The organism is Thermoplasmatales archaeon (assembly GCA_026127925.1).
Classification (GTDB): Archaea; Thermoplasmatota; Thermoplasmata; order Thermoplasmatales; family Thermoplasmataceae; genus JAKAYB01.
In genome coordinates, this window is sequence record JAJSLM010000004.1 from 1 (window position 1) to 21,231 (window position 21,231).

The 21,231-nt window shown below is 39.0% G+C and carries 25 protein-coding genes and 2 tRNA genes; 16 read left to right on the top strand and 11 right to left on the bottom strand.

What is annotated here, in order from left to right; translation table 11 throughout:
- The 4 genes from LVQ96_04615 to LVQ96_04630 form a co-directional block, all read left to right on the top strand.
- Nucleotides 1–564 (top strand): transposase (locus LVQ96_04615; protein MCW6170438.1); only part of this gene is annotated, 564 nt, incomplete at its 5' end.
- 48 nt (nt 565–612) lie between these two features.
- Nucleotides 613–999, top strand: coding sequence for a hypothetical protein (locus LVQ96_04620; protein MCW6170439.1), 387 nt, complete (start codon nt 613–615; stop codon nt 997–999).
- Nucleotides 1,000–1,183: 184 nt separating this feature from the next.
- On the top strand, nt 1,184–2,176 hold the full coding sequence (locus LVQ96_04625; protein MCW6170440.1) for a glycosyltransferase: 993 nt from the start codon (nt 1,184–1,186) through the stop codon (nt 2,174–2,176).
- Nucleotides 2,177–2,441: 265 nt separating this feature from the next.
- Nucleotides 2,442–3,011, top strand: coding sequence for an SIS domain-containing protein (locus tag LVQ96_04630; protein ID MCW6170441.1), 570 nt, complete (start codon nt 2,442–2,444; stop codon nt 3,009–3,011).
- Nucleotides 3,012–3,307: 296 nt separating this feature from the next.
- Here LVQ96_04630 and LVQ96_04635 read toward each other — a convergent pair whose 3' ends face one another.
- The 5 genes from LVQ96_04635 to LVQ96_04655 form a co-directional block, all read right to left on the bottom strand.
- Nucleotides 3,308–4,108, bottom strand: coding sequence for a glycosyltransferase (locus LVQ96_04635; protein ID MCW6170442.1), 801 nt, complete (start codon nt 4,106–4,108; stop codon nt 3,308–3,310).
- A 282-nt stretch (nt 4,109–4,390) separates the two neighbouring features.
- Nucleotides 4,391–4,987, bottom strand: coding sequence for a hypothetical protein (locus tag LVQ96_04640; GenBank protein MCW6170443.1), 597 nt, complete (start codon nt 4,985–4,987; stop codon nt 4,391–4,393).
- Complete coding sequence (locus LVQ96_04645) at nt 4,987–5,676, bottom strand: enoyl-CoA hydratase-related protein (GenBank protein ID MCW6170444.1); 690 nt, start codon at nt 5,674–5,676, stop codon at nt 4,987–4,989. The genes LVQ96_04640 and LVQ96_04645 overlap by 1 nt, the downstream gene beginning before the upstream one ends.
- Nucleotides 5,669–7,378, bottom strand: a complete 1,710-nt coding sequence (locus LVQ96_04650) for a cytochrome bc complex cytochrome b subunit (GenBank protein MCW6170445.1) — start codon at nt 7,376–7,378, stop codon at nt 5,669–5,671. The genes LVQ96_04645 and LVQ96_04650 overlap by 8 nt, the downstream gene beginning before the upstream one ends.
- 17 nt (nt 7,379–7,395) lie before the next feature.
- On the bottom strand, nt 7,396–8,124 hold the full coding sequence (locus tag LVQ96_04655) for a Rieske 2Fe-2S domain-containing protein (protein ID MCW6170446.1): 729 nt from the start codon (nt 8,122–8,124) through the stop codon (nt 7,396–7,398).
- Nucleotides 8,125–8,295: 171 nt separating this feature from the next.
- On the opposite strand from LVQ96_04655, the gene LVQ96_04660 reads away from it, so the two are divergent.
- Together LVQ96_04660 and LVQ96_04665 are read left to right on the top strand one after the other, a co-directional pair.
- Complete coding sequence (locus tag LVQ96_04660; GenBank protein ID MCW6170447.1) at nt 8,296–8,736, top strand: hypothetical protein; 441 nt, start codon at nt 8,296–8,298, stop codon at nt 8,734–8,736.
- A gap of 110 nt (nt 8,737–8,846) precedes the next feature.
- Nucleotides 8,847–8,919 (top strand) — tRNA-Val (locus LVQ96_04665).
- 454 nt (nt 8,920–9,373) lie between these two features.
- Here LVQ96_04665 and rimI read toward each other — a convergent pair.
- On the bottom strand, nt 9,374–9,823 hold the full coding sequence (rimI, locus tag LVQ96_04670; GenBank protein MCW6170448.1) for a ribosomal protein S18-alanine N-acetyltransferase: 450 nt from the start codon (nt 9,821–9,823) through the stop codon (nt 9,374–9,376).
- 91 nt (nt 9,824–9,914) lie between these two features.
- Here rimI and ribB point away from each other — a divergent pair, with 91 nt between their 5' ends.
- From ribB to ribH, 4 genes are read left to right on the top strand one after another with little or no spacing between them, the layout of a single operon-like run.
- Nucleotides 9,915–10,616, top strand: a complete 702-nt coding sequence (ribB, locus tag LVQ96_04675) for a 3,4-dihydroxy-2-butanone-4-phosphate synthase (protein MCW6170449.1) — start codon at nt 9,915–9,917, stop codon at nt 10,614–10,616.
- The gene (locus LVQ96_04680; GenBank protein ID MCW6170450.1) at nt 10,585–11,016 is read left to right on the top strand and encodes an FAD synthase; all 432 of its coding nucleotides are present in this window, start codon (nt 10,585–10,587) and stop codon (nt 11,014–11,016) included. The genes ribB and LVQ96_04680 overlap by 32 nt, the downstream gene beginning before the upstream one ends.
- A complete protein-coding gene (gene ribC / locus LVQ96_04685) occupies nt 11,013–11,501 on the top strand; it encodes a riboflavin synthase (GenBank protein MCW6170451.1) in 489 nt (162 codons plus the stop codon). The genes LVQ96_04680 and ribC overlap by 4 nt, the downstream gene beginning before the upstream one ends.
- Before the next feature lie 10 nt (nt 11,502–11,511).
- Nucleotides 11,512–11,922, top strand: a complete 411-nt coding sequence (gene ribH / locus LVQ96_04690) for a 6,7-dimethyl-8-ribityllumazine synthase (protein MCW6170452.1) — start codon at nt 11,512–11,514, stop codon at nt 11,920–11,922.
- 37 nt (nt 11,923–11,959) lie between these two features.
- On the opposite strand, the gene LVQ96_04695 is transcribed toward ribH, so the two are convergent.
- The gene (locus LVQ96_04695) at nt 11,960–12,574 is read right to left on the bottom strand and encodes a hypothetical protein (GenBank protein ID MCW6170453.1); all 615 of its coding nucleotides are present in this window, start codon (nt 12,572–12,574) and stop codon (nt 11,960–11,962) included.
- 143 nt (nt 12,575–12,717) lie between these two features.
- On the opposite strand from LVQ96_04695, the gene LVQ96_04700 reads away from it, so the two are divergent.
- Complete coding sequence (locus LVQ96_04700) at nt 12,718–13,326, top strand: MBL fold metallo-hydrolase (protein MCW6170454.1); 609 nt, start codon at nt 12,718–12,720, stop codon at nt 13,324–13,326.
- Here the strand turns inward: LVQ96_04700 and mptA are convergent.
- From mptA to LVQ96_04715, 3 genes are read right to left on the bottom strand one after another with little or no spacing between them, the layout of a single operon-like run.
- A complete protein-coding gene (gene mptA, locus LVQ96_04705) occupies nt 13,316–14,215 on the bottom strand; it encodes a GTP cyclohydrolase MptA (GenBank protein ID MCW6170455.1) in 900 nt (299 codons plus the stop codon). The two genes, LVQ96_04700 and mptA, sit on opposite strands and share 11 nt — an antisense overlap.
- On the bottom strand, nt 14,212–14,586 hold the full coding sequence (locus tag LVQ96_04710; GenBank protein MCW6170456.1) for a prefoldin subunit beta: 375 nt from the start codon (nt 14,584–14,586) through the stop codon (nt 14,212–14,214). The genes mptA and LVQ96_04710 overlap by 4 nt, the downstream gene beginning before the upstream one ends.
- Before the next feature lie 2 nt (nt 14,587–14,588).
- On the bottom strand, nt 14,589–14,822 hold the full coding sequence (locus LVQ96_04715; GenBank protein ID MCW6170457.1) for a CTAG/PCC1 family protein: 234 nt from the start codon (nt 14,820–14,822) through the stop codon (nt 14,589–14,591).
- A gap of 129 nt (nt 14,823–14,951) precedes the next feature.
- Here LVQ96_04715 and LVQ96_04720 point away from each other — a divergent pair.
- The 4 genes from LVQ96_04720 (at nt 14,952) to LVQ96_04735 (ending at nt 18,072) form a co-directional block, all read left to right on the top strand.
- A tRNA-Arg gene (locus LVQ96_04720) sits at nt 14,952–15,026 on the top strand.
- 378 nt (nt 15,027–15,404) lie between these two features.
- Nucleotides 15,405–15,902, top strand: a complete 498-nt coding sequence (locus tag LVQ96_04725; protein MCW6170458.1) for a DUF973 family protein — start codon at nt 15,405–15,407, stop codon at nt 15,900–15,902.
- Nucleotides 15,903–15,965: 63 nt separating this feature from the next.
- A complete protein-coding gene (locus tag LVQ96_04730) occupies nt 15,966–16,877 on the top strand; it encodes an EamA family transporter (protein ID MCW6170459.1) in 912 nt (303 codons plus the stop codon).
- Nucleotides 16,878–16,962: 85 nt separating this feature from the next.
- The gene (locus LVQ96_04735) at nt 16,963–18,072 is read left to right on the top strand and encodes an NAD-binding protein (GenBank protein MCW6170460.1); all 1,110 of its coding nucleotides are present in this window, start codon (nt 16,963–16,965) and stop codon (nt 18,070–18,072) included.
- A 273-nt stretch (nt 18,073–18,345) separates the two neighbouring features.
- On the opposite strand, the gene LVQ96_04740 is transcribed toward LVQ96_04735, so the two are convergent.
- A complete protein-coding gene (locus LVQ96_04740; protein MCW6170461.1) occupies nt 18,346–19,521 on the bottom strand; it encodes a divalent metal cation transporter in 1,176 nt (391 codons plus the stop codon).
- Nucleotides 19,522–20,002: 481 nt separating this feature from the next.
- Here LVQ96_04740 and LVQ96_04745 point away from each other — a divergent pair, with 481 nt between their 5' ends.
- Nucleotides 20,003–21,199, top strand: coding sequence for an MFS transporter (locus LVQ96_04745; GenBank protein ID MCW6170462.1), 1,197 nt, complete (start codon nt 20,003–20,005; stop codon nt 21,197–21,199).
- The last annotated feature ends 32 nt before the right edge of the window (nt 21,200–21,231 follow it).

Genomic DNA, 21,231 nt, shown 5'->3' on the forward strand with positions numbered 1-21,231 from the left:
GAGGATATTGAAGAACAGAATGGAGAAGAGAAGGAGGTTGAAAGAAAATGTCTCATAAAACAGCGGAAAAACTGTCCAAAATTAGAGGGCGCAGATCAGGGATGGTCCAAGCTTCATGCTGTCATATCCATAAACGATGTCTCTGTGTTGTCATTTGCAATCACAGATGAACATGTGCATGATGCCAGGGAGGGAGGGAAGATCCTGGAGAACATCAGGGGCAAGGTTAAGAGAATATTCGGCGATAAGGGATATGATTCCAAATCGATATACAATATATTCGAAGAGGATGCGATAATACCACCGAGAAGCAACGCATCTTCAAAGAGCAGGGGATCACCTGCAAGGGCTAGGATAGTCAGACAGATCAAAAAGACATCAGAGAGCGAATGGAAGAAATCTGTTGATTACGGAAAGAGATGGAATGTCGAGATATACTTCTCAGGCCTGAAGAGAACCATGGGAGAAATAATCAAAGCCATAAGACCCGATTACATTGCACAGGAGATTGCCTTGAAGGTTCAGTATTACAACATTCTCAGGGAGATGATATATGCCTATTGAATTACGCAACACACTTCTTAATTACATATAATTTATATAGTATCAACGATGACAGCCACGGAGAGTCTGAACCTGTTGCACATATACTGGAAGAGACTTCATGTTTATACACATCACGGCGGGCAATGGCATGCTGTGATTCAAAACAAGCTGTACAGTTATGATAAGAAAGAGCTAAAGGGCAAATTACTAGCTAAGCACCAGAATACCTTGAGTAGCTACATTTGCGTGAAGAATGTTCTAACTATAGGAAACAACTTCTCAGAGCATGGAATTGCTGCCATGGCAGAATTGCTTAAATCGGATCTCAACGCGTCAAAAAACGTAATGAAAAAAGCAATTCTTGAAGCCCTCTTGAACGAAATGGAAAGTATAAAGTTATACACAAGAAGTTTGAGCTTCGGACTGATGATAACTTCCAAAGGTGAATGTTAACATGGTTAACGAAAACCGTAAAATCACGCATAAAAATCTAGACAGTATAGATAAAAACAAAATCAAAATTTTACAATTATCTCACGGCAAAATCATTCCAGAATACACTAGTGCGTACTCAATGAGGTGCTACAGCATATTCAAGAATGTTAAAGATAGAAAGATTTTTTCTGTTGCTGGGACAGTGTTCAAGGATCGCCGTACTGATTTTGTATTCCAATTTAGGTCCATAATCCTAACTGGATTGTCAATACTGAAAGGGAATAGATCATTAGAGATACTTATCGCCAGGTCCAGATTTTTACGAAAAAAATTTATTAAGTCTTCAAAAAAAGAAATTGCAGAGTCGAATGTGGTAGTGTTTGAAGGACCCTGGCATTTTAAGACGTTTGAAAACGACCTTAAAGGGAAAGTCGTCATTTACGATGCTCATAACGTAGAATCCAGACTGCGTGAAAAAAACATTTTCTACGATGAGGTTAAAGAATTAGAACTAGCAATTTCTGCTGTGGCAGATGCTATTTTTTGCGTTACCAATGATGACTTAAATGACTTTCTGAAAATTTATTCAGTCCAAAGAGAGAAGTTATTTCTTGTCCCACATTTCCAGATTAACGTTGGTAAAACATGGAATGGCTCTGAAAGCGACAGTGTCGTTTTTATTGGATCCGTTTATTCCCCGAACATAGATGCCGTAAATTCAATAAAAAAGATGGCTATCAAGATTCCTGAAGTAAAGTTCTATATTTTAGGAAATTTTCCTTTTCCATTTCGAAGGGATTCTCCAAAAAATGTGATATTTACTGGAATCGTAAGTGACAACCAAAAAGAGGATCTAATGTGTAACTCTTTTGCTGCTCTTAACCCGGTCACTGAAGGAAGCGGCAGAAATCTAAAAATGATTGATTATATGGCGCACGGAATCCCAATAATTTCTACAACCGTTGGGTGCAGAGGATTAGGTGGATACAATATCGAAAATATAATAGATGTATGTGAAGTGGACGGTTTCATTGATATGATTCTGAATTTAAAGAAAAATAAAGAAAGAATGATGGAAGAATCCAGGACCTTGATAGAACTCTACGATGATCTGAAAAAGCAGGAAGGCTCTTCAGACCCAGAAGAAATTACAAGAAATCTGCTTATAGAAAAGACTAAAAATAAATTACGATAGTTTCTAATAACGCGGACGTGAGAGCGTAACAAACCTTCGTGCCTCGATTTGCCTAAAAGTGGCGAACAAATCATTGAAATGCATTTTGATCTCACAAATCTACCAGAGAAGTTATGGCACTTCTCCTCAGCATAGAGATAATAAAAGGCAGATTCAATCATGAAACCATTTTGCTAAATATGCAATGATCCTTTCTCTGAGTAAAATAAATATCCATAAAGAAGAGTAGCAACAGAATATTATGCATGCGATCATTATCTAACCTATGGATATTTCATTAGAAGAATACATCAGGGAAGGGTTGGCTGCCAGAAGCGCTGTCGATTTGAATAAAATAAAATTGTTGGCAAATAGGATTTACGAATCTTTTGGGGAAGGTGGAAAGATAATAGCGTTTGGCAACGGTGGATCTGCTGCAGATGCACAGCACTTTGTTGCTGAACTTGATGGTCATTTTTCTGTAGAAAGAAAAGCATTTCCGGCCATTGCATTGACCACAAATACGTCGTCGATAACAGCGATTGGAAATGACTATTCTTTCGATGACATATTCTCAAGACCTGTTGAGGCTCTTACCAATAAAAATGACGTTGTATTCGGTATATCCACTTCTGGAAATTCAAAGAATGTTATAAATGGAATACTATCTGCAAAAGCAAAAGGTGCATACACAGTCGGGTTAACTGGAAAAAAAGGAGGAAAGATGAGGGACTTAGTTAACGAACTTTTTTCTGTGCAATCCGATCTGACACCGATAATTCAGGAAGTACATATAGCAATTATACATATGATTTGCCTAGAGATTGATAATAAAATGGTTAAAGAAAAAGTGTGATCACCTTACCGTATGACAAGGATAATACGAGTTTTTGAACGTGTTAACCGCACTGGAATTTTCAATTTAAATTTTGAATACGTGATTCCAAAAAATAACTCGCTGCGACACGTTTTGTCTGGGTAAAAATATTGCTAACAGTGCTATTATAACGGCCCTGCTCCTGAATTGTATCACTTCTGTTGAAATCTTACTTGCAATTCACCAGATTATCATAGGCAGATCTGTTCCCTTTCCAATCAAAAACACGTACCTGAGGTTTATAAGATTGTAGAAAAATATCTGACTGCAAATTTCTAAGGTTCTTCTTTCTTTTGAGCACGGGCCTTCTGCGAAAGTCTATTAACATAATTGGAAGTGCTCCTATCTCTTGATTCCTTATTGACCTTCATCATGTAGAAAACATCAAAAAGGTATTGAAAAACAAATTTGAATCTTTTGTCAACAATTTTCGAATGCCCGTTCTCTCTTTCTACAAAGCAGTAAGGAACTTCAGAAATTACAAGTTCCCTGTACCTCGCAATCAGGTAAGGTAGAAGTTTAATCTTCACTAAAGATTTTCCTCTCAAATCTGAGACGTATTTCCTTCGTACTATAAAGAACCCTGAAAGTGGATCTTTCACTTTTATAGTGATTGGAAGAGCAACGTGACAAATGAATGTAGCTGTACGACTAATTAACCCCCTCAAAGGAAGCCTAACAGACTTACCGCCGTTGTATCTAGAAGCTATGGCCAAGTCCCGTCCTCTGGAATTTATAATCAAATTTGGAATAATATCTACTGGATGTTGTAAATCACCATCCATCATTATTACCTTTTCACCCTTTGCGACACTGGCACCATCTATCTGGGCACTAAGAAGACCCATTTTTCTGTTTCGCTCTAACAGAATAATGGATAAATCTAAAATCTCATTTGCGAGCTTTTCTACAACCTGCTGCGTACCGTCTGTGCTCTTGTCGTCAACAATGACTATTTCTGTTATTCCTAATGTCGGATTCCCCCTTGCTATACTAACTAAGTTTTCCACTATTTTTGGGATATTATCTACTTCGTTAATAGTCGGGATAATGATACTTACTGTTCTATTTTCCATTGTGCTTCGCTTCTTATTCTACTTGTTGATGAAAATCTAACTATTTCAATGTTGTGTTAAATTCTACTAGAAAATAAGTAATTACCAGAATATTTACACTTATAAGTATTACATTTTCATAGCCAAAAAAAGAGATGCATCTCATAGAGAGAAAAATGACTTAAAATGACATGAAGAGAGGGATTAAGGATGGCTCTGAGAAAATGTCAACCAGCCTGATATTAGCAAAAAGTTGAATGCTCAAATTCATGAATAAAAAATGCAGGTAATAAACTATAATCATTATTTCATTGTGAAAACTATAGCACCGACGTCCCCGTAAGAACTATAGTTTATGTTTATAGCACCGACGCTTATATCACCGGCAGCAAAATTTTCAAGTGCAGTTTTGTTTAATGACAAAGAGAAGTGAAAGGTAGCGCTCCCCCCGCTTAATGAGATGCCCGTTACATTTATAGGTTGATAAAGCGCGTAAGTTATATTCTGATAAGTATATGTCGTTGCTAGCGTAGTTGCAAGCGTTGTATTCTTAACTGTGGCATTAACTTTCGAGAATATGTTGGCAAACGTACTATTGAATTTTGACATGTTGATAACATAACCAGGCCTTATAGATATATTCAACGGACCGGAACTCACACTTGAGACAAGGGTAACAGTGAAATACGCAGTTGAGGAAGAGTTATCAACCGTTGTCATAAATGTTGCATTTGCGGCATCAAAGGTCCCTGAAAAGCTGGAGTTCGACGACGCACTTATCCCAGTTATGGTTATACCACTGGCTTTAGCTGGAAATACATGATTCCAGCTGAATACGCCGCCAAGCAATATTAAGGTAACGATTATAAAAGCTACCCATCCCTTTAAACTAGAAGGCATTAATCAATCACCTCTTTTTGACGAACCTCACGATTTTTCAGTAAGTCTGAATATCTGTTCTTAATGTAGCGAAGATGCTCATCGTCGATTACTTCACGTATGTGTCTTAATCTCGATTTTCTAGTTTGCACCATTATACGGGAACTGATCCTGTTTATTAATTCCACAGAGTCGCCGAGAAAATTCTCCCTTGCAACTACTGCATCAACATTTAAATTTTCTTTCGCTATGCCAACTATGCTGAATTTATATTTCTGGGAAGTTATTGAACCACCCATGATGAATTCATAATCGTTGTTAAAACCTACCTCATTATTAGTAGTAGAGATCATATAATCAGTAAGGAGAGAAATTTCATATCCGCTATTCTTACACGGACCGTTTAAAAGTGAAAATACTGGCTTATCAAATGAAGCCAAGGAAAGAGAGAGAGTCCTCACAGATTCCAGCAGATTCAATGTCTCAGAATCATCTGCTTCTATCGAATTAACGAAATAATTGTTCTGACCAGTAAAAGCAACTGCTTTCACTTCGCTATCTAGAGAAGCCGATGTGAGTGCCAAAATAATTTCATCAATGGTGTTACGCGTCATGTTAAAATTTTTATTTGTCTTTATGACTATCACACCTAAATTATTCTCCCTCCAGAAGGAAATTCCGCTGAAACCATCTACATTCACATTATTCATTGTAAAACGCCGCCCTATAAATTCTGACTATAATAGCTGCAATTATCATGAGGAACCCCATGCCTATGCCGAATTGCGCGTTTCCTACTATACCAACAATCGGTACTTGAAAAGTAAAGTATGCAATTACAATCGAACTGACTAACAGCAGACCGGATATAACCATTGCCAGATCCTTGTTCATACGATATTGATTGCGAGAAACCTTTTTCGGTGGTTCATCAAAGTGTTCAGATATCCTGGCCGATCTTGACGTGCCTACTGCTCCGAACATCATTACTCCTCCTGATGCAAGAGTAGCGAAAACGTTCATTCCTGAAGGATCCGACAAGGCGGAAAAGAACCCCTGTCCGAACATATAAGCAGCAAAAATCATTACAAAAAGGAAGAGAAAGAATGAGGAGAATATCTTCTTTGGAGTTATGTTAAATTTGCCTCTTTTGTACTGATTCGATAGTATGAAGATCCCTGATACGACGACCACGAAAGGAATGGCTAAGACTATAATTACCTCAGAAGTTGGGATAGCTATGCCAGGTGCTAATGCCCCCCAAGCGGACATTAAGATTAGGTAGATGATCCCTAATATGCCAAATGAAGTTATCATTGGCTTTGACAGAGGGTGCAAATCATCGGTAGTGTCAATAAAGGGAAGCATTAAGAAATAAACCAGGGGTATTACTGCAAACATGAATGTAGCAGCCAATGGAGACAACGGACCGGCTAAGCTAAAAAACTGAAAATCGACAGCTTTGTACACGAATAAAAGGAACCATGGAGGGTACGGTGGGACAAATGCCGCCAAAGGACTTGATGACGGGACCTGAGGAAATGGGGAAAACAAAGTGGGGACGTTTCCCATTAATGCGAGTATTGAGGGTATGATTATTACAAAAGCGAACGTGAAGAGCGCTATCTGAATTATAAACGCCATATTGTATGGATACCATTTCTTGTACCATGGCTTCTCTGTGTCCACAGATGGGGCCTTATAGTTAGAATCTCTGTGTCTGGGCATCATACCGTTTGCTTCAGCCAGCCAGAAATGAAGGCCGAATATGGCAAAGATACCAACAACCAGAATTATATGCCAAGCCAGCATGTGCTGGAATAAACTTAAACTAGTGCCATTTCCAAAAAAGATAGAATCCAGGTATTTCCCAATGAAAGGAACTGCACCTGCTATTCCACGTCCAACATCCGTTGCGTCTGTGGCAAGAACATCATCAACCATTGAATATCCAAAATACCCTACTCCAACGGTTGTAGCGAGAAGACCAACACCACTCAACCATTGAAGCTGTCTAGGTTTTTTATATGCTCCAAAGAAGTAATTTCGGAACATATGTATGTAAATCAAGAAAATCATCGCGTAAGCACCGTAGAGATGCGTGGTTAACATAAGGGAACCAAACGGTACTGTGTTTATTACTGCCTCAGTTGAGGCGTAGGGATCAGCAGGATTGTAGTATATCAGCAACAGTAACCCAGATATCACTTGATAGACGAACACAATAGAGATGATCGCACCAGTCCAGTACCATATCGACCCCCTTTTCCTCATATAATCGGGTACAGTCTTCAATGGCAAATCGTCTATATGCATAGCATCTGGACCCAAAATGGCTCCCTTCTGCGGCGGTTTAAAAAGCTTTGGTATCTGAAACTTTCCAGGTTTCTGCCTTTGGTCTTCTTTTTCCATATTTTTTTCTCCGTAGATTAAACTGCTACCTCTCCAACACCTGTTGTTGTGGTTCCGGTTGGGAATGGTGTCCCCCCAGAAAGATCGTTTGGTTTACTGTAGATTGTTGGACCAGTCATCATCTTAACTTTATAGATATCAGTTAAGGCATCATAATCAAGAATTACATTAGGAAGAGGCTTTTGTGTTGGTCCCGTAATAACTCCCGCACCGTGCAATGGATCATACGTACTACCATGACAGCTGCAGTGAATATATCCGGTCTCGTTGCTTAAAGTAGGATGTCCAGGAATCGACGCTCCTCCAGGATAATAGTGGATAATTGGCACAATGCACCCCAAATGCTCACATATAGCACTAAATGATATGACAGATTTAAACGGTCCAACACCGGGTGGAGACTTAAACTTTGTTCCTGTAGCGGGGATTAACACGTCGCTTGGAAGAACTGTAACATCTTGTCCTGATTTATTCCTAAGGCGAATCAGAAAGTTTGGATCATTCTGAAGAGGGTAATAGAAAACGTAGGCTATTGAGCTATTGTTTTCAAGATCGGCCGTATGAACTGGTTGATTAGTCGAGCTGTTAACAAGGGTCATCGTTGGAAATGAAGTTAAGCCTGACCGAGGTGCAATCACATTTCCAAGAACACCCCTAACAACACTAGCCGCAGCTACGCCAGCTGACAATACAATCATTGCCTTGAGGAAATTCCGTCTTCCCTTGTCAACTGAATCATCATCCATGAAATTCCCCATGCGATGACCATATAAGTTTTTTTGGTGCATGAATAAGCTAAATACCCGTTATTCCAAATTTCATGAAATAGGTCATGCTTGAAAGATTTACAAGATTACAATATTGAAAAGATTTCTGGAAATCATGAAATCTAAATACTAAGTTGTAATCTATCATTCATGACAAACGATGAAGAAAAGAAAAGAGATGTGTCGATAAAAGGTGTAAGCAAAGAGCTCTATCAAAAAATGATATCCTTTGCGAAGAGCACCGGAAAAAATGTGGGTGAAGTAACGAATGAGGCATACAGAGATTTTCTCTCGACCGTGGAGGACATAAGGCATTCAGCAAGAAATTTGCAGAACAAACAGCCCTCAAATGTAAAATATGTTGAGAATATAAGAGTGCTTACAATTGATGAGAAAACTTTAACAGAATTAGGAGATAAGATAATTTTCCAAGGCATGGATGACCTTACTTTTGATGGAGTATCTAACGAAGAATTCACGAAAAGAGTTGTTTCAATAAAAAATGTAAAACGACTTACACTTTCACCAGCTATTAGTAAAGCCGCTGCGATATTGAGATGTACTTTTGTTGACCAAATAGATCAGAAGTAAATATCTTTAAATTCTACACCTACGTCTCCTTAATCTCAAATGAGAAGAATACCGGAAATCGCGACATATGAGTAAAGGCTATAATCTTCTCTTGAGATATCCCTGGAGACGGGCTCGTAGTCTAGTGGTCATGATACCGCCCTTACAAGGCGGTGGTCACCGGTTCAAATCCGGTCGAGCCCATTCCATACAAATTGTTGGTAGGAACATTTTCGAGTTTCAGCAAATTATCTCGAGTAATTAAAAGTAAGTTTCTGAAGCGTATCGGTGTGACGACATTTACCTCAGGTTACTGTGACACTTGATTGGAGAAGTTTTCGTATAAGACGAGAGCACGCGCTTTCCGAAAGTTTCTGGAATTGAGACATAAAGAGAGAAAGTGTGGATTCCAGTTTTCTACATTATGCTAAAGTAGATCCCAAATTTAGAATAGCCCCCAAATAATTGGTGGAAACACGATGTATTAATTTCATTCTTTTCCTATGGACGTTAATACAGCCTAATGTAATTCCATTAGAATAAGGAATGAGACAACAGTTGCATAATAGAATTACATTAGACAATTATGGCAATATGAGTTATAAGTATTTCAAAAAACGACCAGTAGTGTGATTTATTCAGGAAATGATAAATAGAGTTACAATAACTTTTCCATCCTGTAAGCTCCCCTTGAACCGCGGAAAACCTCTGTGTAATAATGATGCATATGCTCTACCGTTTTGTACCCATGTTTAACGTAAAAACTTATAGCTTCTGAGTTTGTACTTCGGACTTCCAGAACTGAAATACCAAAACCTCTTTTCCTCATTTCATTCTCGATGCCAAGGAGCAGTTTACTTCCTATTCCGAATCTGTGAAAATCTGGATCAACTGCAATAGTTTCTATGTCAGCCTTTTTTTCATCTAGGGGAAAAGCAACAACGTATCCTACAATCTTTTTATTTTCTTCAGCAACAATGTTAAATGCTTTAGGACTATTGAAAATCCTTTTTAACATACGCTTTGTATATGGACCAACTTCGAATGCTTTCTTTTCTAGCATACATATTAGTTCTAGATCTGAAGGATCATATCTTCTCAGAATCAACTTTCCACAATTGCGAATAAGTAATTTAAGTAATCTACTAGTATTCTAGTAGTTACCAATATATTTAATTAATGTCGTGAAATTACATATTATGATTAAAAAAGCGTTAAATGACTTGAAGTCTGGAAAACCTGTCCTTATTTTTGATAATCCGGAGCGGGAGGGGGAAACTGATATAGTTTTTGCATCACAGTTCGTTGACCACGAAAAAGTACAATTTATGAGATCATTTGGGGGCGGACTGATATGTACGACTCTTCCGGAAAGGTATGCAAGCAAGATTGGGCTTCCATTTATAGAGGATGTATACAGAAATTATTTGAAGCTCAATCCTAGGGCCTTCGATAATTCCGACCTTAGGTATGATAAAAACAGTTCATTTTCGGTCACGATAAATGACAGAAGAACTTTCACAGGAATACCTGACAATGACAGAGCACTGACCATAACAAGTTTCGCTGGTTTCCTTAGCAACCTGAATCAATATAATGGAAGTGCGGGTGATGTCTTTTCAGAGATTTTCAGAGTGCCTGGCCACGTAATACTGATCATTGCAAGAAATGGTTATTTTAGCCAGAGAAGAGGGCACACAGAACTGAGTACTTATCTTATGGAAAAGGCAAATTTGATACCGTCGGCTACAATAGTAGAGATGTTGGATACGGACGGATATTCGCTTCGCCGAAATAAAGCTGAGACTTTTGCGAAGGAACACAACTTAACATTTATAGAAGGGGATACTATAATCGCTCAGTGGAAAGATGACCAAAGTAATGGCAACGGGGGTATTTGATATTCTTCACCTTGGGCACCTTCATTATTTGATCGAATCAAAAAAGTTGGGTGACGAATTATTGGTAGTTGTGGCTAGGGATTCTACAGCAATGAAGTCAGGGAAAGCACCAATTTTCGATGAAAAGGCACGTGTTGCGTTGGTATCCCAGCTTAAGCCAGTAGATAAGGCGATCGTAGGACATGAGGGGGACATTTTCCAAACGGTAAAAGAGAACAAGCCGGATATAATAACTCTTGGATATGATCAGAAATTTGATGACAAAGCCATTGAACAGAAATGCAAGGATCTTGGACTGAACACAAAAGTTGTAAGGATATCTAAATTTGATAATGCAAAGTATCTGAGTAGTTCTTCGATAAGAACAAAATTATTGGAGATTATAGAGGGTTCTCTTTGAAAAAATTTGGTATTGTTGATACTACTTTTGCGAGATTCGATATGGGACGTTCAGTCATCAACGAACTTGAATCATTAGGAACGGGATTTGAGATTATAAGGTACACTGTTCCAGGGATTAAGGATATCCCTGTTGCGGCAAAGAAATTGATTGAGGAACAGGGGTGCGACATCATAGTTGCATGCGGAATGCCAGGAGCACAGCCTATAGACAAGGTTTCCGCACAGGTTGCTTCCATGGGAATAATGCAGGTTCAACTCGCGACAAACAAACACATAATTGAGGTATTCGTTCACGAAGATGAAGCGAAAAACCTAAGTGAGCTTTCATTTTTGGCAGATCGTCGTTCCCGTGAACATGCAGTAAATGCTTTCAATCTTGTATTCAACCCCGACATACTGCGTAAAAATGCAGGTAAAGGGTTGAGACAGGGTTTCGAGGATGTTGGTTCAACTGAGGAGCCAAGAAGTGGAGTAAGGCATTGAGATGATAAAAATGAAAATAGGAATTGTTGTTTCGGAATATAATTATGACATAACGATGAGCATGCTAAAAAGAGCGGAAGAACAGGCAAATTTTCTTGACGTAGAGATAGGCGCAGTTCTTCAGGTACCTGGCACCTTTGACATACCTCTAGGTGTTAAAAAATTGCTGGAAAAGAAAGAGATTGATGGTGTGGTTACTCTGGGCGCAGTGATAAAAGGCGAAACAGATCACGACCAGATTATCATGCAGAATGCAGCAAGAAAGATCGAGGATCTTTCTGTAGAGTATTCTAAGCCGGTTGCCTTGGGAATTTCTGGGCCGAACCAGAGTAGATTACAGGCACAGGCCAGAATCGAAATGGCAAAAGATGCCGTCGATAGCGTTGTAAAAATGCTAAAAAGAATCAACGAGACAGACTAATAACAGCTAAGATAAGACTATAGTTTTAAAGTTCAATTTATATTTCTTCGCTTTTTCTTATTTCCTTTAATGCCTCTTGATCTCTGCAATAAAGATAGGGTGCTAGATCGAGAGCTGATGGAGACTTGCCGAGTTCCCTCTTGTATACCTGCCTTAGATTCTTGTCCACTTCATCGCAGTACCCTTTCCAGGTAACCCCTAAAGATTCCACATACTGTTTCTCTATGCCCGTAGCAATTTCATGAGCATAAGGATACTCGTACTTTTCGTCAGAAAGCCACTTTTCCGGCAATTCATGATGTAAACCGATACTTTTGACTGCATCCACCTCTTTGCCCTCAACGTGCAGAATACGTGGGAAGTGTTCGTCAAGGTAGATTGTTTTTCCGTCCAGTGAATATCCACCGGTGTACTTTATGTCATAATCCGTGCTGACCTTGACCTCACTTGAACTTTTCCTTTTAATGACATTGCCTACCACCTTGTTATCCAGTATTACATTATTTCCATCTAAAAGAACAAGGCTCCCCTTTTCCAACTTCCTGTCAATGCTTGCAACGGCAAAAGTTGGATCCACATAATTTATGCAATAGATAATATGTTCGTTTTTCTTGATACCATCCTTGTGCTCAATAACTTCAAATTGCGTCATATTAAAGTAATTGAATTAATACTATTTAAGTATAGGGCTATTCTGATAAGAATACAACGTGCTTTGAGCTTTGGCAGAAACTAAATGGCCCCGAGATAAGATAAAGTGAAAAAGTTCTATATTGATCATTAAAATACCACACAATGCGAATCAGCGATAACGTTCAACTTATAGACGGAACAATGGCCAACTGTTATTTTATCAAGATTAATGATAAGAATATTCTCGTTGACTGTGGGACGAAGTCATCAGCTAAAAAGATCATAAAATTTTTTGAAGTCCTAGGAATTTCACCTAATATTGTTCTGATAACACATGATCACCCGGATCACATAGGTGGCCTCAGCATTATTTACGATAGATTTAAGCCAGAAATATATGCAAATAAGATCGAAGTCCCGACCATACAGGGCAAAGAAAAAATGCGTACGGCAGGAACATTCATGTCTAGAGTTGTCGGTGGCCTCATGAAGTCCATGCCAGTTCAGGATGTTTTGCCACTCGAAAAGTTTAAAATGAAGGATCTTAGCGTTGTGGAGACACCGGGACATACGGCGGGAAGTACCTCGTTTTTTTACGAACCTGAGAGAATGATGTTTGTTGGAGATGCCGTTGTGGTACACAATGGGGAACTCAACATAAACAAACAATTCACTGCCGACATGGATGAAGCAAAGAAGTCCGAGAAAAAAATAATATCATACTCGCCTGTAACGATACTTCCAGGACATGGAAAACCACTCAGGATTTAGTTTTGTCCAACTGTTCCTTGATTTCACGAAGACTAAGAGAGATATGCGCTCTTGCATTGTGAGGATGGATGCTTTCGTCGCTTTCAGATGAAACTTTGATCATAGTTTCTTGAGGAAAATCAGCAAATTTTTCAGCTGCCTTAGCAGCTACTTCGCGTACTATGTCCTCCACAAACATTGGTTTCTTATGTGAATTATATACAAGTCTGGCTTCGTCCATCCTCTTCAATAATGACTGCAGAGAACCTCCAAGAACATCTTCGCATATTTTGATCATATCATCCGCCTCTGGTAGACTACCATCTGGTGTCTCTATCTCAAGCGTGATCCTATTCCGCTGATTGTGCGTTACAGTTGGTATTTTTTTCAATGCCACTTCCAACTCTGGGAAATCGGAAACCATTAACGCGCGAGTTGATTCCATAGCACATGGGCATGAGCTCATCCCTTGAACAACAACACCGATAGAAAGTCTATGCACGCCGTTTGATCGCGCCACTGCATTACTGAATATTGTGTAAGGCACAAATATGTCCATTCCTGCATCGTTCTTTCCTTTCCTGAAGTAGTCCGCAGATACGTAAACTCTGGAGACTGTTGAATAAGGCATCTTTTCAAGAGCTAGAGAGGCGACCTTGAACGAGACATCCTCGATAGAATGAAGCGAATGGGACGAAATAACACTATAAATAGATTCTATTTCTCTTGAGAAATCGGCACCCTTCCTCCCTTCTGGCAAGTCAACGAAAACGTTGGCAGTGGCAGAAAGATCTATGATATGCCCATTTCTCTCAATCTTTATGGGAAATTTTACGCCAGAAACTCCTGCCTCATTTATTGAAATTTTATAATATGGTGACGTTGCCTGTACGTCTGGGGATTCTATCACTGTGATGTTCCTCTTTTAGAAGTTTCTTCTGCATACTTCTGCTGAACAAGCGTCTCTATTTCCTTATACTTATCTTCAAGAGTTTTTTGCTGTCGCTCTAGAGTCTTTATTCTTATTTCGCTTAGCTCTTTCTGTTCGGAAAGTTCATCTATCAATTTCTTTCGATCCTCTACCCGATAGAGTATATTTCCAACGCTTTTGTATACTGGTGTATCCTCGGATATCGAAGAGAGCTCCTTAAGAGACTTCTCGAGCTCTTTAATTCGAGAATCAAGCTGATACCTCTGACTGACAACCTGTTCTATCTGGGATTCAATTTGTTGAGCTTGCTTAAGTTGATTTTGAATATACTGACTTATATCATTTTCCAATTCTATTCGACCCCTTTCATTATATCGGTTACAACCTTGAACCATCTTGTAAACGAAGACAAGGCTGCTCTCATTGCTGCGATATCAGGCGATGATATATAAATATAAAAGTAGTTCGAATTTTCATCGATTCTTATTCTTGATCTTCCGACGTTGCTAACGAGATCAGGTTGCATAGCACGAATATAATCACCAAACTCACTCTTTTGGACAGTTATCTTGACCTCAAACTTCAATGAATAGGTATCCCTTTTTATCTCTTTATTGTTTTCTCTATGCTGTGACTGTGGATTAAACGTAACCTGAATGTCTAACTAACCTACAGCAAAAATTAAAATTAAACTACACAATAAAGTTAAGCTTCGGGGCCCGTGGCCTAGTATGGATAAGGCACCGTCCTTCTAAGTCGGTGATCGTGGGTCCAAATCCCACCGGGCCCGTTTGAAGTAGTAAAATTTTATAATTAGAAACTACCTGTTTAAATATTAATTCACTAAACTCACATAATTTCACAATTAAATTTGCCAATACATAACTGGGTCCAGAACTTTAAATTATAGCAGATAACCACTTGACCAAGTAAAACTACAGACAAGCTCTCCGATTAAGAAAATAAGAGCCTGTTCATATCCAGAAGTAAATGTTGTGGGCCAAGTGGAGTACCGCTCCCCTAAGCGCTGCAATGAAACGATAAAACTAACCTTAATGGACAATAGTTTCTGTTTAATCTGTGAAATCTACTTTGCCTCTCATTACACTAAAAAATGTAGGCATGAGAGGAAATTTAAAATACGTTGGTTCATTAAAACACTTGACAGATGAGTGAAAGTGAAGAAACTTTACTAGATTCTACCGTTTGCGAGGATGAGCTGAGTAGACTGCGGAAAGCATCGGCTCTCATGGTTGTCCTCACTCTTATGGCTTATTTGAACTTCGTGCTCAAGTTGCTGGCCGTAGACGTAATAGTAATTGTTCTCGGAATTTTGGCCTTTATTTTCCTTTTCCGCACTTTTTCAGGTCTAGGATACATATCTGAAAGATATTCTATTGGTAATATGGGCGTGATTTTAGAGATACTTGGGGTGTTACTGGCTTTCAGCGGTTATTTTTCTCTTCTGAATAGATCATTTTATGGCCTTTTCTTAGCAATACCCGGCCTGGTGATTGCCATAATAGGTCTTATTTTGGTTGCTGTTGGTATTCATAGACTTGGAGCAGGTCTTGATAGCTCCTCACTCAAAACAGGAGCATATCTTACAGTAATACCTTTTCTTAACATTATAGGCTGGATTGTGGTGCTTATAGGATCTTATTGATTTCAGAACGGTCTTCGTCATTTTCTTGAAAACTTTTCTATACTTACTGTCGGTACAGATAGGTTGAAGACATACGCATACGCCTTGCTAGCCTTTATTGGAGCTTCGATGTGGGGGCTTTCTGCGACGATCGCTCAGTACTTATTTTCGGTATATAATTTTCCTGCCTTTCTATTATTATTTCTTCGTCTATTCGTTTCTACTTTGATATTGCTTCCATTTGTAAAGCTTAACTACAAAGCAATTTTTTCTTGGGAAATAGTATTATTTGCAATCTTTGGTGTACTGCTTTCTCAGTTAACCTACCTTTTGACGATTGAATATGCAAATGCTTCAATTGCCACTGTTCTGCAATACCTCTTTTTACCACTCGTGGCCTTATTTGAGATGATCAGATTTAAAATTAAAAATACCCTGTTAATTTTCGCTGTTATTCTCGCATTTGCCGGGACGTTTATTATTGCCACGGACTTACAACTAAAAATAGTTATTCCTATAATAGCAGTTGTCACCGGATTGTTGTCTGCTTTCGCAGCTGCATACTATACTTTGGCGTCCAGAGGCCTTTTGAGTAAATTCAATTCCTGGTCTATGATGCTCTCTGGTTTCATCATAGGTTCTATTGTATCTTTTCCTTTCTCTTTCATAGGAGACACAAATTACTTCGTCGGAAGATCTCTGGACTTTATCTTGACTGTTTTAGGCCTCGCAATGCTAGTAGTAGTTCTTGGAACAGTAATAGGGTATGGTTTCTATCTGAAGAGTCTTGAAAGAATCAGTGGAAGTGAGGCGGCAATATTTGCAACGATGGAACCACTGACCGCAATGATTTCCTCTCTCATTCTGCTTGGAACAAGACTTCATGTTTTTCAGTATTTAGGAGCAGGTTTAATCCTTTTTGCGATTTTGATTATTTCCATGAACAATTTGTTCCTCAAGAAAAAACCAAAAATAAAAGCGCAAAGTAGGGGATGACGCAAGGATTTGATCCGGGGAGATGCCTTACATTGAAGCGAATATATATCACTATAATAAACATCGTTGCCATAAAGGTAAGGCTATGAAGAAGCCAGAAGTAAACATATTTGTTGTTATTCTCGGTGTAGTAACAATTATAATTGGAGCAACAATAATACCGTCAACTCATGTTTACTTTTTCTATTTCTTCGGAAAACTTTTGAGTATTTCCCAGAGAGGGTTGTCTTTCTTCACTGTTCTTGACGGATTCTTCATTACAATAGTAGGATATGGATTAAAGAACAAAGGAAGAGGTACTTGGAGAGCCATTGTATCGGCTACGATCGTAACTCTGTTTATTCTTTCACTAAGTAGTTTAAGGCATTATGACATAACTTGGATTGGGCTCGCACTGGCAATTCTTGTCCTGGTATTGCTTTATAGACACAGGAAAGAGTATGTTTATCCGTCTATCTCTCTCGGAAGGCCAGAAATTGCGGTTGCTATAATAGCCATAATATTCACTGTGAGCTATGGTATCGGAGGATCGTTGCTCCTAGGCAATCAGTTCGTCCCGCCTATTAAGAACATTGAGGATGCTTTATATTTTACAGGTGAAGCGGTTACGACATTAGGCCTTGGAGATATCCTTCCAGTGACTTTTACAGCAAGGATGTTCACGATATCACTTTCTGTTCTGGGGATAGGTATATTCTTTGGGGCAATGGCTATAATCATAACACCTATTATAGAAAGAAGGATTGGGGGGATAGTAGTAAGAATGGGGGAGCGTCAATTAAAGTCATTGAAGAATTACGTTCTTGTCCTTGGCTATTCTGATTTTGTTCACGGTTATGTGACAAGTATCAAAGGTAGCGGGAAAGTTGTCGTAATAGTCGTAAGAGACCAGCAGGAAGCTGATAAGCTAAGAGCAGAGGGTTTTATAGTCCTGAATCAAAATGCAGACGAAGAAGATTTATTAAATTCATTTAATCTGGAAAACTCTTCACGAGTATTAATAGCCTCGAACGACGATGGCTATAACCTTCTTATTGTTGCAGCAATTAATCAGATTAAAGACCAAGAAAAATTCAAAGGCAAGGTTACAGTCTTAGTCTCCAACAATAAAAATCTTAACAAATTTAAGATATTTGGATATGAGATTGCAGATATTTCCTCCGTCATAAGCAAATACCTTCAGGGCGGATATTAATATCCTCTCTGCCCTGAAATATGCTGAATTCTTTACTCCAATAGTGATAATCCACTAGGCTCCTTTTGTCGATTCTGGTCTGGTGTAAGTTCTCACAGATATAGATTTGGAATTAACCCCATTCTTTTGTCCGTCAGGTGCTACTCACACATTTTCCTTTTCTCTGTGCCCAACCACCTTACCTGATAGCGGAGGTATCTCATATTCTGCCGGAATTTTTCAAATTGCAATGCACTGTAACACCGATCCCTAATCAAACAAGATGGATAGGGATCACGTTAAGGCAAGGATGCCGAAAACAAGGACGAAGATCATGCTTGCCCAGTAAGCTATTTCACCTTTTCGCGATGTAGAATAATCACCCATTATAGATCGGTTTCTGGCTATTACACCCATTAACACACCCGGACCAATCAGGACAAACACAAAGACAACTAGTAAATCAAGAACCGTGTTTATCAATAATGTTGCGGGGATAATTAAAGCTATTATGACCGCGGGAAGACTCTCCAGAATGTAAACAATGGATGACTTTTCTCTTTTGATTCCAAGCGCTTCCATGAATCCCCAAGCACTTCCAAGAGAGATTACCACAAGAGCCAGAAAAGCAGCCCCTATCAGACCGATACCAAATATATATGGAGAATATACTCCGGCTATAGCTGAAAGACCTTTTGATAATTCCGGGATCGAAGCAAAATCCATGTCAGGATTTATTCCACTCATGGCCATCTCCACGATAACCATCAGCATTTCGGAAACGATCGCCCCAAAAAGAGTTTCCATCCTCATTGACTTCAGGGCAATTTGAGTAAAATGGGATCGCTTTCCATTACTCTTATCACCAGAGATATCCGTGTCTCCATTGCTTTTTCTTATATGGGATACTTTTTCGGCTGTTGCAGAAGCTTGGAAAAATAGCATGAATGGCATGATTACTGCACCCACATTCACTGCAAGCATGAAGAGAAAACTTGGCGATGGGACAAGGTATACCGGGTTGTAAGATTTGATTCCTCTCACGACAAGTGTCGCCATGAAGGCCACTATGAGAAAAGCCGACACTGCGACCAATATCGATTCAGTAGCCCCGTATTTTCTGCGGATCACAATAGTCAGATGGATTATATAAAAAATTGGAAGCGAAAATATTATTGGGACCCCAAAGAAAGAAAGCCCAATAGCAATGCCTAAGTATTCTATTATGTAAGTTACCACGTCAGTTAGTACCATGGGTAGAGTTGTAATCACTGCAATTTTATGTGAATAATTGTCTCGAATAACCTCCCCAAGACCCTTTTCAGTCGCAACACCAATCCTTCCTGACGTTTCCTGAACGAAGTAAAGTGGAATTATAAGCAGAATCATGAACCAAATAAGACCATACTTGAATATTGCACCTGTTTCAGCTGCGCCAATTGTACTGCTTGCATCCATATCAGCAATCATTACAAGCCATGCAGGCCCAAAGAACTTTATGTACTTTCTGAAATTGCTTATACGTGTCGTATTTCTTCCTGCGCAGAAATTAGGTATACCTAAATAAATATTTGCTAAAGTGCTTATTTTAAGTGCGGCGATTAATAAGATCTAACAAACCGCAAAGAATTTCATCGTTATTGAACTTTTGAAAAATTTATTCTTACAGAAACGACCCAGCAACATCCATTAGACATGCGTAAATAATTGAAAATTTCAAGTAAAGTAACGACAAGATTCAACAGTCACTCATTCCATGATTTAGCAACAACGCAATATAAAAATTGCATAGCACAAAATTAGAATGGCAATCTTTCGACTTTGCAATCGTATACTTTGCAGAAATAAGACGATAACTGTAAAAATCAATTAAATAGTCGGAAACAATAAGAGTAGAACGAGTAACAATACGTACCAGTACAAAATTCGGGGTTTCGACAAGAGATTATGGATCCTTAGTGCCACTAGATTTATTAGAGCTTTTGGCAGGGGATCAACATTCATATTCCTCCCTCTTATTTTCATAATCGTTTACAAGATATCATTCATTGAAACCGGGGTGCTTCTGGGATTCGCCACAGTGATCATGGCCGTTATTCAATATTTTTCCGGAATTTTTACGGATAAAATCGGCAGGCGATCTATTCTTGTTTATTCGCAAATACCCGCAGTGGTACTCTATCTTTTGATATACTACACCGTCGCAGTCCCCCATTATTTTGTTCCGTTAGTTCTTTCATGGTACGGAACCATAGTTGTCAATTCCGTCCAGTATCCTGCCGTGCAGGCATCGGTCGCCGATATAACGGAAGTTCAGGATCGGTTGTCCGGTTACACAATTATGAGAATAATGGCAAACCTAGGAATTGCAGTTGGGCCATTACTGGGAGCCTACCTTGCTGGTTACGGGTTACAGTATATTTTTCTCATTTCTGCCATAGCAACAGTCGTTGAAATTGTCATGCTTTACCTAATGATGAGAGAAACATATTTCCCGAAACTTCACGAACCACTGCTGAAGGGCGACCTGTCAAGAGCATATCGATCAGATAAATTTTTTATTGCGTTCATCGTTATTGGCATTTTCCTTGGATTCTTCATGAGACAAAGAGGTAGTTCGCTAACGGTTTATTCCATAGCCATAGAGAATCTCCCATTCATGTATCTTGGCTATATCTGGGCACTTAATGGCTTCCTTGTTGTAATAATTCAGATCCCTATCTTAAGGCTCATGACAAATGTGGGCAATCCTATGCTATGGAGAGGTATCGGTACCCTCTTCTACGCTGCGGCATTCCTGGTCTTGGTAAATTATCCTACATTGGAGATACTCCTTTTGTTCATGACCATCTCTACATTTGGGGAGGATATGCTTTCCCCGACAACCCAGAGCATAATAACCTCCATAGCCCCAGAAAACATGAGAGGATCGTACATCGGTGTGTACAACCTTTACATCAGCGTAGGTTCCTTCAGTGGAGCCATAATAGGGTTATGGCTTCTAGCAGTCCTAAGAAATTTGACTGCAACTTATTGGATTATTATAGCGATCGGATCCATCGCTACAGCCGTTATGTACATCTCAATAAGCGGACAATTTAAGAAAAGATTTGCTGAGATACCAAAAACTGTAATTGAGCAGAGCTAAGATCTACTCTCAAAAATAACGCTCGTTTTGCA

What these genes read in the sequence shown, in the direction of transcription:
- LVQ96_04620 (MCW6170439.1), top strand. Translation starts at nt 613, where the DNA reads ATGACAGCCACGGAGAGTCTGAACCTGTTGCACATATACTGGAAGAGA.
- LVQ96_04630 (MCW6170441.1), top strand. Translation starts at nt 2,442, where the DNA reads ATGGATATTTCATTAGAAGAATACATCAGGGAAGGGTTGGCTGCCAGA.
- LVQ96_04635 (MCW6170442.1), bottom strand. Translation starts at nt 4,108, where the DNA reads ATGGAAAATAGAACAGTAAGTATCATTATCCCGACTATTAACGAAGTA.
- LVQ96_04640 (MCW6170443.1), bottom strand. Translation starts at nt 4,987, where the DNA reads ATGCCTTCTAGTTTAAAGGGATGGGTAGCTTTTATAATCGTTACCTTA.
- LVQ96_04645 (MCW6170444.1), bottom strand. Translation starts at nt 5,676, where the DNA reads ATGAATAATGTGAATGTAGATGGTTTCAGCGGAATTTCCTTCTGGAGG.
- LVQ96_04650 (MCW6170445.1), bottom strand. Translation starts at nt 7,378, where the DNA reads ATGGAAAAAGAAGACCAAAGGCAGAAACCTGGAAAGTTTCAGATACCA.
- LVQ96_04655 (MCW6170446.1), bottom strand. Translation starts at nt 8,124, where the DNA reads ATGGATGATGATTCAGTTGACAAGGGAAGACGGAATTTCCTCAAGGCA.
- LVQ96_04660 (MCW6170447.1), top strand. Translation starts at nt 8,296, where the DNA reads ATGACAAACGATGAAGAAAAGAAAAGAGATGTGTCGATAAAAGGTGTA.
- ribB (MCW6170449.1), top strand. Translation starts at nt 9,915, where the DNA reads ATGATTAAAAAAGCGTTAAATGACTTGAAGTCTGGAAAACCTGTCCTT.
- LVQ96_04680 (MCW6170450.1), top strand. Translation starts at nt 10,585, where the DNA reads ATGACCAAAGTAATGGCAACGGGGGTATTTGATATTCTTCACCTTGGG.
- ribH (MCW6170452.1), top strand. Translation starts at nt 11,512, where the DNA reads ATGAAAATAGGAATTGTTGTTTCGGAATATAATTATGACATAACGATG.
- LVQ96_04695 (MCW6170453.1), bottom strand. Translation starts at nt 12,574, where the DNA reads ATGACGCAATTTGAAGTTATTGAGCACAAGGATGGTATCAAGAAAAAC.
- LVQ96_04700 (MCW6170454.1), top strand. Translation starts at nt 12,718, where the DNA reads ATGCGAATCAGCGATAACGTTCAACTTATAGACGGAACAATGGCCAAC.
- LVQ96_04725 (MCW6170458.1), top strand. Translation starts at nt 15,405, where the DNA reads ATGAGTGAAAGTGAAGAAACTTTACTAGATTCTACCGTTTGCGAGGAT.
- LVQ96_04735 (MCW6170460.1), top strand. Translation starts at nt 16,963, where the DNA reads ATGAAGAAGCCAGAAGTAAACATATTTGTTGTTATTCTCGGTGTAGTA.
- LVQ96_04740 (MCW6170461.1), bottom strand. Translation starts at nt 19,521, where the DNA reads ATGATTGCTGATATGGATGCAAGCAGTACAATTGGCGCAGCTGAAACA.